The organism is Neorhizobium sp. PAMB6716 (assembly GCF_058242805.1).
Genome location: NZ_CM177835.1, coordinates 3,807,944 through 3,821,856 on the forward strand (window position 1 = coordinate 3,807,944; position 13,913 = coordinate 3,821,856).

General features: G+C 61.9%; 12 protein-coding genes. 4 read left to right on the plus strand and 8 right to left on the minus strand.

From position 1 onward, the window contains the following. Positions 1 to 31: 31 nt before the first annotated feature. Positions 32 to 580, plus strand: a complete 549-nt coding sequence (hpt, locus tag AC4CWH_RS18410) for a hypoxanthine phosphoribosyltransferase (RefSeq protein ID WP_491283494.1) — start codon at positions 32 to 34, stop codon at positions 578 to 580. 134 nt (positions 581 to 714) lie between these two features. Further along, positions 715 to 1,086 (plus strand): response regulator, encoded by a 372-nt coding sequence (locus AC4CWH_RS18415; RefSeq protein WP_491283495.1) that lies wholly within the window; start codon positions 715 to 717, stop codon positions 1,084 to 1,086. Between the two features lie 80 nt (positions 1,087 to 1,166). On the opposite strand, the gene AC4CWH_RS18420 is transcribed toward AC4CWH_RS18415, so the two are convergent. From AC4CWH_RS18420 to argH, 4 genes are all read right to left on the minus strand, one after another. Further along, a complete protein-coding gene (locus AC4CWH_RS18420; RefSeq protein ID WP_491319838.1) occupies positions 1,167 to 3,842 on the minus strand; it encodes a TIGR02302 family protein in 2,676 nt (891 codons plus the stop codon). Between the two features lie 191 nt (positions 3,843 to 4,033). After that, the gene (gene lysA / locus AC4CWH_RS18425) at positions 4,034 to 5,302 is read right to left on the minus strand and encodes a diaminopimelate decarboxylase (protein ID WP_491319839.1); all 1,269 of its coding nucleotides are present in this window, start codon (positions 5,300 to 5,302) and stop codon (positions 4,034 to 4,036) included. 13 nt (positions 5,303 to 5,315) lie between these two features. Continuing rightward, entirely contained in the window at positions 5,316 to 5,510 is a 195-nt protein-coding gene (gene lptM / locus AC4CWH_RS18430) for an LPS translocon maturation chaperone LptM (RefSeq protein WP_491283498.1), read from the minus strand. Between the two features lie 97 nt (positions 5,511 to 5,607). Next, positions 5,608 to 7,011, minus strand: coding sequence for an argininosuccinate lyase (argH, locus tag AC4CWH_RS18435; RefSeq protein ID WP_491319840.1), 1,404 nt, complete (start codon positions 7,009 to 7,011; stop codon positions 5,608 to 5,610). Between the two features lie 23 nt (positions 7,012 to 7,034). Between argH and tlpA the strand changes: the two genes are divergently transcribed. Further along, positions 7,035 to 7,706: a thiol:disulfide interchange protein TlpA gene (gene tlpA, locus AC4CWH_RS18440; protein ID WP_491319841.1), complete on the plus strand. Its 672-nt coding sequence runs from the start codon at positions 7,035 to 7,037 to the stop codon at positions 7,704 to 7,706. A gap of 13 nt (positions 7,707 to 7,719) precedes the next feature. Here the strand turns inward: tlpA and AC4CWH_RS18445 are convergent, their stop codons facing one another. Next, a complete protein-coding gene (locus AC4CWH_RS18445; protein WP_491319842.1) occupies positions 7,720 to 8,592 on the minus strand; it encodes a 3-hydroxybutyryl-CoA dehydrogenase in 873 nt (290 codons plus the stop codon). Positions 8,593 to 8,876: 284 nt separating this feature from the next. Here AC4CWH_RS18445 and AC4CWH_RS18450 point away from each other — a divergent pair, with 284 nt between their 5' ends. Continuing rightward, positions 8,877 to 11,360, plus strand: a complete 2,484-nt coding sequence (locus AC4CWH_RS18450) for a methyl-accepting chemotaxis protein (RefSeq protein ID WP_491319843.1) — start codon at positions 8,877 to 8,879, stop codon at positions 11,358 to 11,360. A 96-nt stretch (positions 11,361 to 11,456) separates the two neighbouring features. Here AC4CWH_RS18450 and AC4CWH_RS18455 read toward each other — a convergent pair whose 3' ends face one another. From AC4CWH_RS18455 to AC4CWH_RS18465, 3 genes are all read right to left on the minus strand, one after another. Further along, entirely contained in the window at positions 11,457 to 12,386 is a 930-nt protein-coding gene (locus tag AC4CWH_RS18455) for an electron transfer flavoprotein subunit alpha/FixB family protein (RefSeq protein ID WP_491319844.1), read from the minus strand. A gap of 24 nt (positions 12,387 to 12,410) precedes the next feature. Continuing rightward, on the minus strand, positions 12,411 to 13,160 hold the full coding sequence (locus AC4CWH_RS18460; RefSeq protein WP_491319845.1) for an electron transfer flavoprotein subunit beta/FixA family protein: 750 nt from the start codon (positions 13,158 to 13,160) through the stop codon (positions 12,411 to 12,413). A gap of 174 nt (positions 13,161 to 13,334) precedes the next feature. Next, the gene (locus tag AC4CWH_RS18465) at positions 13,335 to 13,913 is read right to left on the minus strand and encodes a cob(I)yrinic acid a,c-diamide adenosyltransferase (RefSeq protein WP_491283506.1); all 579 of its coding nucleotides are present in this window, start codon (positions 13,911 to 13,913) and stop codon (positions 13,335 to 13,337) included.

The window sequence follows — 13,913 nt, forward strand, 5'->3', positions numbered from 1 at the left end:
CGGGCGTTTGGTCACACCCGGGAGACGCCCCATGCCCATCGTGCGCGGCAAAATCATCGAGCCGCTTTACACCGCCGAGCAGATCGCCGAGCGCAATCATGACATTGCCCGCCGCATCGCCGAAGGCCCGACGAAGGACCTGCTGGTCATTGCGGTGCTGAAGGGCTCGTTCATTTTTGCAGCCGACCTGCTGCGCGCCCTGCACGAAACCGGCCTTGCCCCGGAAGTGGAGTTCATCACCCTGTCGAGCTACGGCGCGGGAACGGTGTCTCAGGGTGTGCGCATCGTCAAGGATATCGATTCGGACGTGAAGGACCGCGACGTCCTCCTGATCGACGATATCCTGGAATCCGGCCGCACGCTGAAATTTGCCAAGGAACTGCTGTTCGAGCGCGGTGCCCGCAACGTCACGATCGCTGTCCTCCTCGACAAGCGGGTGAAGCGCCAGGAAGCGCTGGAGGCCGATTATGTCGGTTTTGAATGCCCCGATTACTTCGTCGTCGGCTACGGCATGGACGTGGCCTATGCCTTCCGCGAACTGCCCTTCGTCGGTGTGGTTACCGGAGATGCTGAAGCGTGAGCGCGAAGGTGAGCCCTGCTCACCGCGCGTTAACCATTTAGGATCAGCAGGTCGCGTCGTTTACTCCTCGCAAAGGAAATCCGGGTCATCTGGATCCCGATTTGATGCATGATGCATGGGAGACAATGACAGCCATGGCAAAGATCCTGATTACCGAGGACGAAGATTCGTTGCGTTCGTTCGTGGCACGGGCGCTGCGTCTGGATGGGCATGAGACGCATGAAGCGGCTGATGGCGCTGAAGGACTGCAGCTTTTGGGGGAGGGGCCGTTTGACCTGCTCCTCTCTGATATCCGCATGCCGGTGATGGACGGCATCGAGCTTGCTCACAAGGCAGCCGCCCAGTTCCCGACCCTCAAGATCCTCTTGATGACCGGTTATGCCGAACAGCGCGAGCGCGCCGACGACCTGATGGCGAAAGTCATCGATGTCGTGGACAAGCCTTTTGCGCTTCCTGACATCCGCCGTGCGGTGGCGCTTGCCCTGTCTGCGCCTAAGGCTGCCTGATCATCGTCAGGCAGGCTGAAGCCTCAGAGCCCCTTACAGGGCCGGACTGCCGCATCGGATGATGATGCCGCCACGTGCGATCAGCGGATATCAAGCAGGCGCTCCAGATAGCGCCGCTCCCCCTCGCCAGACAGCGTGTTGCCGAGACGCTCGCGGATGGCGTCGAGGATTTCGCGGGCACGCTGCACGTCGATCTCGTCGGGCACTTTTACCTGATCGCCGAATTCAGGGCCTGAATTGGCGCGCGGACGGCCGAGCGGATCGCGGCCGTTCTGTCCACCCTGCGAGGCCATGCCTTCGCCGGGCTCCTGGCCCTCTCCCTGCTGTCCCTGGCCCTGCTGCATGGCCTGCATGAGCTGCTGCATCATGTTTTGTGCGCCCTGGCGCAGGGCATTCAGCGCATTGCCCTGTCCCTCGACGGCCTGTTCGCCCTGGCCCTGGCCAAGTGCCTTGCCGGCATTGCCCATTTCACGCTCGGCCTGGCCAAACCCTTCGCCCGGCTCCATGCCGAGGCCCTTCAGGCCCTTTTGCAACTCCTGCAGCTTCTGGCCAAGGCCTTCCTGCTGCGCGCGCAGCTGCTTCAGGGCTTCGCGCAATTGCTCGGCTGTCATCTGGTCCGTCGGCTGCTGGCCGGGCTGTTGACCCTGCTGCTGCTGGCCCTGCTGTCCCTGTTGCTGCTGGCCTTGCGGGTTCTGGCCTTGCTCGTAGGGTTGATCCGGATCACCGCGCTGCATGCGGTCACGCAGAGCCTGATCCAGCTGGAAGGTCTGGTCCATCAGCCGCTGCTGTTCCTGCATGATCTCGCCCAGCTTGTCGATCTGCTGGCGCATCTGGCTGTTCTGCTGCTGGCCCTGCTGTGGGCGCTGCATGCGGCCGGCCTGCAGGTTGTTCATCATGCGCTGCAGGTCCGACAGCATCTGCTGGGCGGCATCGCGGTTGCCGGAGCGGGCGAGGTTTTCGATCTGGTCCATCATGTTCTGCAGGTCGCGCTGGCGCAGCATATTTTGCGCCTGCATGTTCTGCTGGCCTTGGGGCATGTTCTGCATGCGCTGGGCAAGTTCCGACATGAAGTTCTGCATGGCCTCGCGCAGTTCCTGCATCAGGCGAGCAATTTCCTGGTCGGAGGCGCCGTTCTGCAGGGCTTCGGAAAGAGCATCCTGCGCATCGCGCAGCCGGCGTTCCGCCTCAGACAGCTGGCCATCCTCGATGCCAAGCGCGATTTCCCAGAGGTAATCGGCGGTGTCCTTCAACTGCTCCTCGGAGCGCGCCAGCTTCATGCGCTCCAGCGCAGAGCGGATCAGCAGGAAATGGGAAAGGTTGGGGATCGTCTCATCGGGACGCAGCGCCAAGGCCTCGTTGAGGGCGATCGCCCGCGGCATCTGGCGTGTATCGAGCGCAAACACCTGCCGCTGTTCGGCAACGGCGCCCGCCAGCGGTTCGGAGAAACGGCGGGCCGGCAGCACCATTTCAACCGGCGCGCTTCGGCCTTCCTGGCCGGCGCCATCGGTTGCAACAAGCGTAATGCGCACGCGCTTGCCTGACAGGGGATGTTCGGTGAGGTTGCGGCTGGTCAGCCCCTTCACCTCGCGGGCGTTCTGGCGCGGCAGGTCGAGCTTGTATTCGGGAAGCGGATAAAGCGGCGTTGCCTCGGCGCGCTGGGGCTCGACCGGTTCGATCAGCGCAAAAGCCTTCTGGATGCCGTAGTCGTCCTTGCCGGTAAAACCGATTTCGAGCGCACCGTTCACGGCCCGGCGCGGCTGTTTGTCGAAGGCGATTTCCGGCGCACGGTCGGCGATCACATCAAACAGCCATTGCTGGCCGTTGACGGTAAGGTTGCCGCTTTCGGTCACCTTCATCTTGTAGGTGCGCGGCGCAACCGGCTGGCCGGATGCGGATGCCTGCCGCTCGGCGGCCGGTGCTGCTGCGTTATCCTTTGCCTCCGTGCTTTCCGGAACAAGGCTGCGCGGTGCGCCGGCCTCTGCTTCTGCCTTGGCGCTTGAAAATTGAACGGCCTCTCCGCCCTCTCCGCCTGTTACCCGGATGGTCAGATCGGAATATTGGGGGATGCGCACCGTATCGGCCACCGGCGCTTCCCGGCCGGTGAGGAAAATCGGCGCACGCCCGGTATAGGAGGGCGGCGTCAGCCAGGCATCGATGCGCAGATCCGGGTTGATGCTGGCAACCGGCGCCGAGGGCGCCACGACATCACCCATGCGGCCACCGCCATTGGAGAAGGAATAACCGAAGGCGGCCACCAGCAGCAGGGCGGGCAGGGCGCGCAGGCCTAAGCGGTCATGCCGGGCGATATCGGGGCGCGGCAGGCCGGCATCCAGCGCTGCAATGCGCCGGGCCATGCGGATCTGGTGTTCCTTCCAGAGCGCCCTTGCGAATGGCGTGTCGAAGGCGGGTTCCTCCTCCTGCACGGCAACCGGCTGGTGGGGCAGGTTGTTGCGTGTTTCGAGCAGGCGGTCGGCATCGGCGGGTGCCGGCCAGCGCAGGCGCCCAAGCGGCAGGATCGACATGAGGAAGGTAAAAACGAAAAGACCGAGCGCCACCCAACGCATCAGGTCCGGCATCAGGCGAAACAGGCCGAACCAGGCCCCGGCCAGAAACAGCGCGACAATGCAAAGCGGCAAAAGCAGAAGCGGGGCAAGCCGTTCGCAAAACAGCACGATGCGCGCAAACGACCGTTTCAACGCAACACGGCGCGCCAGGTCTGGATGGCCCTCGAAGGCGCCTTTGCGGTTAAGGCTCATGCGGTCCGTCTCCTGCAGGGGTGGCGGCGTCAACCGACGTCGGGCACCGCAGCACGCGAACCCGTTGCAAACAAGATACCAGTGTTTGTGGCGAAGACGAGGGCAACCCTTCGGATTGCCCGCTGTTTTTGGCCGCTTCGCTGAATTGTGAACGGCCTATGGGTGCTTCAGGCACCTTTGGCCGATGCCGGTTAGCTCAGCCAGCCCGGTACGGAGTCGAGCGCGATCAGTTCGTCATAGGTGCCGCGCGGGCGGATGACGTGGAATTCATTGCCCTTCACCAGAACTTCCGGCACCAGAAGGCGGGAATTATAGGTGCCGGCCTGCACCGCGCCATAGGCACCTGCGGAAGCGACGGCAAAGAGATCGCCGGGCTTTGGCTCTGCCATCTCGCGGTCGAGCGCCAGGTAATCGCCGGTTTCACAGACGGGGCCGACGACATCGGCCTTGATGCGCGGCGCATCGTCTGCGGGAACCACCACCGGGCGAATGCCATGATAGGCCTCGTAAAGCGTCGGGCGGATGAGGTCGTTCATCGCGCCATCGACGATAACGAATGTCTTTTCGCCCGCGTCCTTCACATAGATGACTTCGGTCACCAGAATACCGGCATTGCCGACGATGAGGCGGCCAGGCTCCGTGACGATGCGACAATTCAGGCTTTGCAGCTGCGTCTTGACGATGGTCGCATAGGCGTCCGGCAGTGGCGGCGGGCTGTTGTCTTCGCGGTAGGGAATGCCAAGGCCACCACCGATATCCACATGCTCGATACTGTGTCCGTCAACGCGCAGCTTTTCCACCAGTTCGCGCAGCAGCCGGAAGGCATCCTCGAAGGGCTGCAATTCGGTGATCTGGCTGCCGATATGCATGTCGATGCCGGTGACGGAAATGCCGGGAAGCGTTGCAGCGTGGGCATAGACCGCGCGGGCGCGCTCATAGGAAATGCCGAACTTGTTTTCCTTCTTGCCCGTGGAGATTTTCGCATGGGTACGCGCATCCACATCCGGATTAATGCGGAAGGAGACATGCGCCTTCATGCCCTTCTTCACCGCGCGGCTGTTCAGAACCTCAAGTTCCGGCTCGGATTCAACGTTGAAGCAGTAGATGCCGGCGTCCAGCGCCAGATCCATTTCGACAGGCGTCTTGCCGACGCCGGAAAACATGATGCGGCTTGCCGGAATGCCGGCGGCAAGCGCTCGGTGCAGTTCGCCGCCGGACACCACATCGACGCCGGCGCCAAGCTTTGCCAGCGTTTTCAGCACCGCCTGGTTGGAATTGGCCTTCATGGCGTAACACACCATGGCATCCACGCCGGCAAAGGCCTCGGAAAACACCCGGTAGTGGCGCTCCAGCGTTGCCGTGGAATAGACGTAGAAAGGGGTGCCGACAGCCTCTGCAATCGCGGGCACGGCAACGTTTTCGGCGTGCAGCACGCCGTCGATATAATGAAAATGGTTCACGGGCGTGCTCGGGTCAGAGAAGCGGGTCGAGGAGGAACGGCTTTTCGGCCACCGGATCAGGTTTTTGCGTGCCGCTCTTGCGGATGTTCTGCTGCTCGACAGGCGTGCTCGGCTTGTCGAGTTTGCCCTTGCGTCCGCAGCCGGTAACGGCAACGCCTGCGATGCAGAGCACGATCGTGATGCGGGCGAGAGTGCGCAAGGTGGACATTCCTATTCCTTTGTCAGCCAGCGATAAGGCCTGTTCATAGCGAAGTTCGGCCCGCTTGTGCAGTCAATTCTCGTGAACGATGGGCGGTCGCCGATGATCAGTTGCGCGCGCGCCACCAAGCGATCTGCCGGCGGACCTCGCTCGGTGCCGTGCCGCCGAAGCTGACGCGGCTGGCAACGGAGGCATCAACCGACAGCACGTCGAACACGCTTTGCGTGATCGACGCATGGATCGACTGAAGATCCTCAAGCGAAAGACCGGAGAGATCGCAGCCTTTTTCCTCGGCCATGGCGACGGCCCGGCCCGTCACATGGTGGGCATCGCGGAAGGGAAGGCCTGCTTCGCGCACCAGCCAGTCGGCGAGATCCGTCGCGGTCGAATAACCAGAGCCTGCGGCAGCCCGCATGCGGTCCGTGCGGATCGTCATGTCGCGCACCATGCCGGCCATGGCGGCAATTGCCAGTTCCAGGTTTTCGGCAGCGTCGAACACCTGTTCCTTGTCTTCCTGCATGTCCTTGGAATAGGCGAGCGGCAGGCCCTTCATGATGGTGAGCAGCGCCACCAGCGAGCCGTTGATGCGGCCCGTCTTGGCGCGCACCAGTTCGGCGGCATCCGGGTTCTTCTTCTGCGGCATGATGGAGGAACCGGTCGAAAACGCATCCGACAGGCGGATGAAGCCGAATTGCGGTGTCGACCAGATGACAATTTCTTCGGCAAAACGCGACAGATGGACGGCGCAGATGGCAGCGACCGACAGGAATTCCAGCGCGAAATCGCGATCCGACACGGTGTCGATGGAATTGCGGGTGGGTTCGCGGAAGCCGAGTGCTTCAGCCGTCATGTGGCGGTCGATGGCAAAGCCGGTGCCGGCAAGTGCTGCAGCGCCGATCGGGCTTTCGTCCATGTGGTCGATGGCATGGCGCACGCGGGCGCGGTCCCGGCCGAACATTTCCACATAGGCCATGCAGTGATGGCCAAACGTCACCGGCTGGGCGGTCTGCAGATGGGTAAAGCCGGGCATGACCGTATCGGCATGCTCTTCCGCCTTGTCGAGAAGGGCAGCGATCAGGTCGCTCAGCATGGCTTCGGTCTTGGCCAGCTCTTCCTTCACCCAGAGGCGAAAATCGAGCGCCACCTGGTCGTTGCGCGAGCGGGCCGTGTGCAGGCGCCCGGCGGCGGGGCCGATGAGGGTTGCCAGCCGCGCCTCGATGTTCATGTGAATGTCTTCGAGCTTGCGCGAGAATTCGAAGCGGCCTTCCTGGATCTCTGACAGGATCGTGTTCAGGCCGTGTACGATCTTGTCTTTATCCTCGGTGGAAATAATGCCCTGTTTCGCCAGCATGGTGGCGTGAGCGATCGATCCGCGGATGTCCTGGGCGTAAAGTTTCTTGTCGAAGCCGATGGAGGCATTTATCTCCTCCATGATGGCATCGGGACCGGAGGTAAAACGTCCGCCCCACATCTGGTTGGAGGAAGCCTGATCCTTTGTGCCGTTGCCCATGATTATCCGCCCTGGAGTATAAAATGTCGAAGAAGAGACCGATCGGTCTGCCATCCGTCCGCCTGATCATGATTGCGGCCGTCGCAGGTATTCTCGCCGGCGCCGTGGCGGTATACGTGAAGGGGGACCTGTCTGGCAATGGCCCGCAGAGTGCGGCAGCCGTTGCGGATGCGCAATGCGCCGGTGCGGTCGCACAGGCCAAGACCGTCTCGGACCTGGCGAAGGGACAGATTGCAGCCCTGGTTGCAACGCCCGAGCCGCGCCCCTTGAAGCCGCTTTCCTTCAAGGGTCCTGACGGCGGCCAGCTTTCGCTCACCAATTTCGAGGGAAAAACGGTACTTCTGAACCTCTGGGCCACCTGGTGCGTGCCCTGCCGCGAGGAAATGCCGGCGCTGAACGCGCTGCAGGAGGCCAAGGGCAGCGACCGCTTCGAAGTGGTGGCGATCAACATCGATACCGGCGGTGATGAAAAGCCGAAAGCCTTCCTCGACGAGACCGGCGTTCACCAGCTTGCCTATTACCGCGACAGTTCCATGGGCGTGTTCAACGCGCTCAAAAAGGAAGGCCTTGCCTTCGGTCTGCCGGTCACGCTTGTGCTCGACAAAAAGGGCTGCCTCATCGGCTCGATGAACGGCCCCGCCGCCTGGGACAGCGACGAGGCGAAGGCCCTGGTCGAGCAGGTGTCCGCGCTCTGAGGGAGCGCCGCCGTCAGCGTGTCGGAACCGGAACCTCGCCGCGGTAATCGTAAAAACCGCGGCCGGATTTGCGGCCGAGCCAGCCGGCCTCGACATATTTGACCAGAAGCGGGCAGGGGCGATATTTGCTGTCGGCGAGCCCGTCATGCAGCACCTGCATGATGGAAAGACACGTATCGAGCCCGATGAAATCGGCGAGCTGCAGCGGCCCCATCGGGTGGTTGGCACCAAGCTTCATGGCCGTGTCGATGGCATCGACGGAGCCGACGCCTTCATACAGCGTATAGATCGCCTCGTTGATCATCGGCAGAAGGATGCGGTTGACGATGAAGGCGGGGAAATCTTCCGCAACGGTGACCGTCTTGTCGAGCGAGGCAACAAAGTCCTTTGCCGTCTTGAAGGTCTTTTCGCCGGTCGCGATGCCGCGCACCAGTTCCACCAGCTTCATGACCGGCACCGGGTTCATGAAATGGATGCCCATGAACTGCTCGGGCCGGTCGGTGGAGGCGGCAAGGCGGGTGATGGACAGTGAGGATGTGTTGGTCGCCAGAAGCGCCTCCGGCTTCAGCACCGGGCAGATCTTTCCAAAAATCTTGCGTTTTACGCTTTCGTCCTCGGTTGCCGCCTCGATGACCAGATCGGTCGGCGCCAGATCGTTGACATCGACGCTGCCGGAAATGCGTGACAGCGTATCGCGGCGTTCCTCGTCGGTCAGCTTGCCGTTGGAAACCTGGCGGGCAAGATTGCCGTTGATGGTGGCAAGGCCGGCCTCAATGCGTTCGCTGGACAGGTCGTAGAGCGTCACCGTGTAGCCGGCCAGCGCCGACACATGTGCGATGCCGCAGCCCATCTGTCCTGCACCGACAATTCCGACATTCTTGATCATAGCGCCCCATTCCCTATCGAGAGGTGATCCGGCCTGCACAGAAAGTGCGGCTTCAATCCGGTCGTCGCATCGCCGGCCCAGGGCCTTGCGCCTGCCCGGAATTGATAATGCCCACAACCAAAATTTTCCAGTCTTAATCGAAGCCGTCGACCGGGCCCGTAAACCATCACACTCTAATTTTAGGCCAATCTTAAGCGTAGAGCGGCACAATGCACCCCGGAGGGACGGCTGGCGAATTGAGACATTCGTCATGAACCGATCCGATGGCTTGGAGATGACCACTGATGCGCATTGCCCGTAAGCTGCCTTTGTTCGTGACCGTGGTGACGATCCTGTCGATCGGCGCGGCAAGTTTTGCCGGTCTGGTCAAAAGCGGGGAGGTTCTGCGCGAGCAGGTGATGGAAAAGCTCGAGGCCACCGCCGACGGCCGGCGCAACGAGGCGCAGCTTTATTTCGAAAACATGGTGACGAACCTTCGGGCGCTGGCCGGCACTGCCACCACCGGCGAGGCGCTGAACAAGTTCCGCCGCGACTGGCGTTATCTCGGCGAAAAACCGAAGGAAACGCTGACCGAGCGTTACATCACCAACAACCCGAACCCTGCCGGCAAGCGGCTCGATTTCGATACCGCCCGTGTCGATACCTATGACAGCAACCACAATCTCTACCATCCGGCACTCCGGGCTTCTCTGAAGCGCTACGGTTACGCGGATATCTTCCTGATCGATGGCAAGGGCACCGTGCTTTATTCGGTGCAGAAAAACGGTGAATATGGCGCCAACCTCGCCGATGCCGGCCTGAAGGACACCGCCCTGGCGGACGTCTTCCGCAAGGTTGCCGAAAGCGAAGACCGCGAGCTTTACGCCTTTTCCGATTTCACGCTTTATGGCCCGTCAAAACAGGCGACTGCCTTTCTTGCCTCGCCTCTTTTCATGGGAGACATCAAGGTCGGCGTGATTGTTGTTGCCGTGCCGGCAACGCGCCTTAATGCCATGTTTTCCAATCGCACCGGCCTTGGCGAGACGGGCGAGACGCTGCTGGTCAACTCCGCCGATATGGTGGTGACCGATTCTCCGCTGACGTCTGACAACGAAGCTTTGACGCAGCCCCTGAATTCGCCGCTGGTCAAATCCGCAACGGATGGTAACGTCGCCGCCGGCGTGCTGGACGGTTACCGCAACACCACCAATTACGTGGCAGCTTCGCCACTTGCCTTCGGCGGACACCGCTGGGCCGTGATTGCCGTGATGTCGCAGAACGAGGCGCTGGCAAGTCTCGTCGGGCTTCGCAACACCATTCTCGGGCTTGCTGCCGGTATCCTGCTGCTGGCCGTCATCGCTGCCATTCTTGTCTCGCGCGGTATTACCCGTCCGATCCATGATCTGGTGGAGGCCATGAGCCGTCTTGCCGGCGGCGACACGTCGATTGCCCTCAAAGGCGAGGGACGCGGCGACGAGATTGGCGACATGGTGCGCTCCGTTGCGGTCTTCCGCGATGCCGCATTGGAAAAGATCCGTATCCAGTCGGATGCCGACCGCGACCGCCAGCTTTCCGAGACCGAACGGCGCGACCGCGAGGCGGCCCGCAATGCCGAAACACAGCGGTTGCAGCAGACGGTTCAGGTGTTGGGCGATGGCCTGCGCCGGCTGGCCTCAGGCGATCTCACCACCACCATCGATACGCCGTTCATGGAAGGCCTCGACCGGCTGCGGTTGGATTTCAACGATTCGATCCACAACCTTGCTGCCACCATGCAGCAGGTATCCGGCAACACCGCCTCGATCAACGGCACGGCAGTGGGCATGATGGCAGCGACCGACGACCTGTCGCGCCGCTCCGAACAACAGGCGGCTGCCATCGAGGAAACGTCGGCCGTGATCACGCAGATCATGGAGGCGATCCGTACCTCGACGGATCGTGCGGCAAGCGCCCGCGAAATGGTGGCAGCCACAAAACTGTCTACCGATCGTTCGGGCGAGATCGTTACCTCGGCGGTGGATGCCATGAGCCGCATCGAACAGGCCTCGCAGGAAATTTCGCAGATCATCAACGTCATCGACGAGATTGCCTTCCAGACCAACCTTCTGGCGCTGAACGCCGGGGTGGAAGCCGCGCGCGCCGGTGAAGCCGGCAAGGGTTTTGCCGTCGTTGCCCAGGAGGTGCGGGAACTGGCGCAGCGCTCCGCCACCGCGGCGCGGGAAATCAAGCAGTTGATCGGCAAATCCGGAGACGCGGTGAAGACCGGCGTCGACCTCGTGCAGAACACCGGCGTGGCGCTGGGCGATATTGCCGGCCAGGTTGCCCGCATCAATGACCAGATTGCGTCCATCGCGGAAGCATCCGGTGAACAGTCGGAAAGCGTGCGGGAAATTTCCACCGCCATCCGCCAGATGGAAAACACCACCCAGCAGAATTCGCAGATGGCCGAGCGCACCAATACCGACATGGCGCGCCTGACCGAGGATGCGCGGGCGCTGTCGCAGGTGGTTTCGCAGTTCCGCCTGTCGGAAAACGACATGGCGACCTCGGCCCTGCACGCATCGGGACCTTCCACGCAAAGCCGGGTAGACAGGCCGCTGCCGGTTTCGGTGCCGCCTCGGCCCGCAAAGCCCGCAAGCGGTCGTTTTGCACCGGTGAAACCAGCGGGTGAGAGCAGCCGGCAGGTGGCTTCCCCGGCGCGGGCCCTGATGGGCAAGCTGACGGCTGGCCTGCAACAGACATCCTCCCCTGCGGCGCCCGGTGCCAGCCAGAACTGGGAAGAATTCTAAGTCGCGGGTTTTACGATCCACTTCTCTGAAAAACCGCATGAAAAAGGCCGCGCTCCAATCGAAGCGCGGCCTTTTCTTGTTTGGGATTGTTGAGGCTCAGAGCGCCTTTTCGAGCGCCGGCAGGATTTCGAAGAGATCGCCAACGAGGCCGTAATCGGCGACCTGGAAGATCGGCGCTTCCTCGTCCTTGTTGATGGCGACGATGACCTTCGAATCCTTCATTCCGGCGAGATGCTGGATGGCACCGGAAATGCCGCAGGCGATGTAAAGGTCAGGGGCGACCACCTTGCCGGTCTGGCCAACCTGCCAGTCGTTCGGGGCGTAACCGGCGTCCACTGCAGCGCGCGAGGCGCCAACGGCAGCACCGAGCTTGTCGGCAAGCGGCAGGATGACTTCCTTGAACTTTTCCGAGGACCCAAGCGCGCGCCCACCGGATACGATGATCTTGGCCGAGGTCAGTTCCGGCCGGTCCGACGAGGACAACGCATCACCAACAAAGCTGGAAAGGCCCGGATTGGCAGCAGCAGCCACGGTTTCGATGGCGGCGGAACCGGTGGCCTCGACGGCGGCAAAGGCTGCCGTGCGCACGGTGATCACCTTCTTGGCGTCGGTGGACTGTACCGTCTGCAGGGCGTTACCGGCATAGATCGGACGCTTGAACGTATCGGCCGAGATAACCTCGATGATTTCAGACACCTGCATCACATCGAGAAGGGCCGCCACACGTGGCATGACGTTTTTCGCCGATGCGGTGGCTGCGGCAAGAATAACGTCATAGCCGCCTGACAGCTTAACGATGAGATCGGCGAGCGGTTCAGCAAGCCCATTGGCAAGGCCCGCATCGTCAGCCACGAGAACCTTGGTGACGCCCGAGAGCTTCGCTGCGGATTCTGCGGCGGCCTGAACGCCGGCGCCGGCGACAAGCACATGAATTTCGCCGCCGATCTTCACGGCAGCCGTCACGGCCTTGGCGGTCTGGTCGGAAACGGCAGCGCCGTCATGTTCCGCGAGAAGAAGAATAGCCATTGTCGTTTTCTCCCTGTCGTCCGGTTACAGCACGCCGGCTTCGGTTTTCAGCTTTTCGACCAGCTCGGCCACGGACGTGACCTTGATGCCGGCCTTGCGACCACCCGGCTCTTCGGTCTTGATCACCTTGAGGCGCGGCGTCATGTCGACGCCGAAATCGGCCGGCGACTTCTTGTCGAGCGGCTTCTTCTTGGCCTTCATGATGTTCGGCAGCGACGCATAACGCGGTTCGTTGAGGCGAAGGTCCGTCGTGACGATGGCCGGAAGCTTGACCTCGATGGTCTGCAAACCGCCATCCACTTCGCGGGTCACCTTGGCAGAACCCTCGCCGATCTCCACCTTGGAGGCAAATGTGGCCTGGCCCCAGCCGAGGAGCGCTGCCAGCATCTGGCCGGTCTGGTTGCTGTCGTCGTCAATGGCCTGCTTGCCGAGAATGACGAGGCCGGGGGCTTCCGCTTCGACAACGCCCTTCAAAAGCTTTGCAACGGCCAGCGGCTCGATGGCCTCATCCGTTTCGATGAGGATGCCGCGGTCGGCGCCCATGGCAAGCGCGGTGCGGATGGTTTCCTCGGCCTTGGCCGGACCGATGGAGGCGATCACGATCTCGTCTGCCTTGCCGGCTTCCTTCAGCCGAAGCGCCTCTTCCACGGAAATTTCGTCGAACGGGTTCATCGACATTTTTACGTTGGCGAGTTCCACGCCCGAGCCATCCGCCTTGACGCGGATCTTCACGTTGTAATCAACCACCCGCTTAACAGGCACCAGGATTTTCATGACGTCCTTCCTCAGATCGAACCAATTGGGAACATGCGGCTTCTCCCGCACCGCTGATTGTCAATGGGCGACATGGATACGCATTTTTAGGCCGAATACAAAACCTTTTCCCATGTCGCATTGTGCCTTTTGATCATGTCCCCATTCCCGGCGGGCACAAGTTTCGCCTGTCACCTAGCGGTTCTTGCCGGGCACCCATAAAATATCCGCCCGGCCGCCGTCATTGGCATGGCGTGCCGCGACAAACAGAAAATCCGAAAGGCGGTTCACATATTTGAGCGCCGGGGCACCCACCACTTCGCCCTCCATCTTCGACAGGTCGACCATCAGCCGTTCGGCGCGGCGCGACACGGTGCGGGCGACATGCAGATGCGCTGCCGCCGGCGATCCGCCCGGCAGGACGAACGAGGTGAGGGGATCAAGTTCTGCATTCAGCGTGTCGATCTCGGCTTCCAGCCGGTCCACCTGCGACTGCACGATGCGCAGCGGTTCCCATTCCACCTTTTCGCCGGTATCGGGCGTCGCAAGGTCGGCGCCAAGATCGAAAAGATCGTTCTGGATGCGAAACAGCATGCCGTCCAGCAGGCTCATCCCGTGCGTATGGAGGCGGGCGACACCGATGACGGAATTGGTTTCGTCGATCGTGCCGTAACAATCGACACGCAGGTCGTGCTTCAGGCGCCGTGGTCCTGTTACCAGCGCAGTTGTGCCGTCATCGCCGGTGCGGGTGTAGATCTTGTTGAGCTTGACCAT

Coding starts and splice junctions, on each gene's coding strand:
- hpt (WP_491283494.1), top strand. CDS start 32: ATGCCCATCGTGCGCGGCAAAATCATCGAGCCGCTTTACACCGCCGAG.
- AC4CWH_RS18415 (WP_491283495.1), top strand. CDS start 715: ATGGCAAAGATCCTGATTACCGAGGACGAAGATTCGTTGCGTTCGTTC.
- AC4CWH_RS18420 (WP_491319838.1), bottom strand. CDS start 3,842: ATGAGCCTTAACCGCAAAGGCGCCTTCGAGGGCCATCCAGACCTGGCG.
- lptM (WP_491283498.1), bottom strand. CDS start 5,510: ATGTCCACCTTGCGCACTCTCGCCCGCATCACGATCGTGCTCTGCATC.
- argH (WP_491319840.1), bottom strand. CDS start 7,011: ATGGGCAACGGCACAAAGGATCAGGCTTCCTCCAACCAGATGTGGGGC.
- tlpA (WP_491319841.1), top strand. CDS start 7,035: ATGTCGAAGAAGAGACCGATCGGTCTGCCATCCGTCCGCCTGATCATG.
- AC4CWH_RS18445 (WP_491319842.1), bottom strand. CDS start 8,592: ATGATCAAGAATGTCGGAATTGTCGGTGCAGGACAGATGGGCTGCGGC.
- AC4CWH_RS18450 (WP_491319843.1), top strand. CDS start 8,877: ATGCGCATTGCCCGTAAGCTGCCTTTGTTCGTGACCGTGGTGACGATC.
- AC4CWH_RS18455 (WP_491319844.1), bottom strand. CDS start 12,386: ATGGCTATTCTTCTTCTCGCGGAACATGACGGCGCTGCCGTTTCCGAC.
- AC4CWH_RS18460 (WP_491319845.1), bottom strand. CDS start 13,160: ATGAAAATCCTGGTGCCTGTTAAGCGGGTGGTTGATTACAACGTGAAG.
- AC4CWH_RS18465 (WP_491283506.1), bottom strand. CDS start 13,913: ATGGTCAAGCTCAACAAGATCTACACCCGCACCGGCGATGACGGCACA.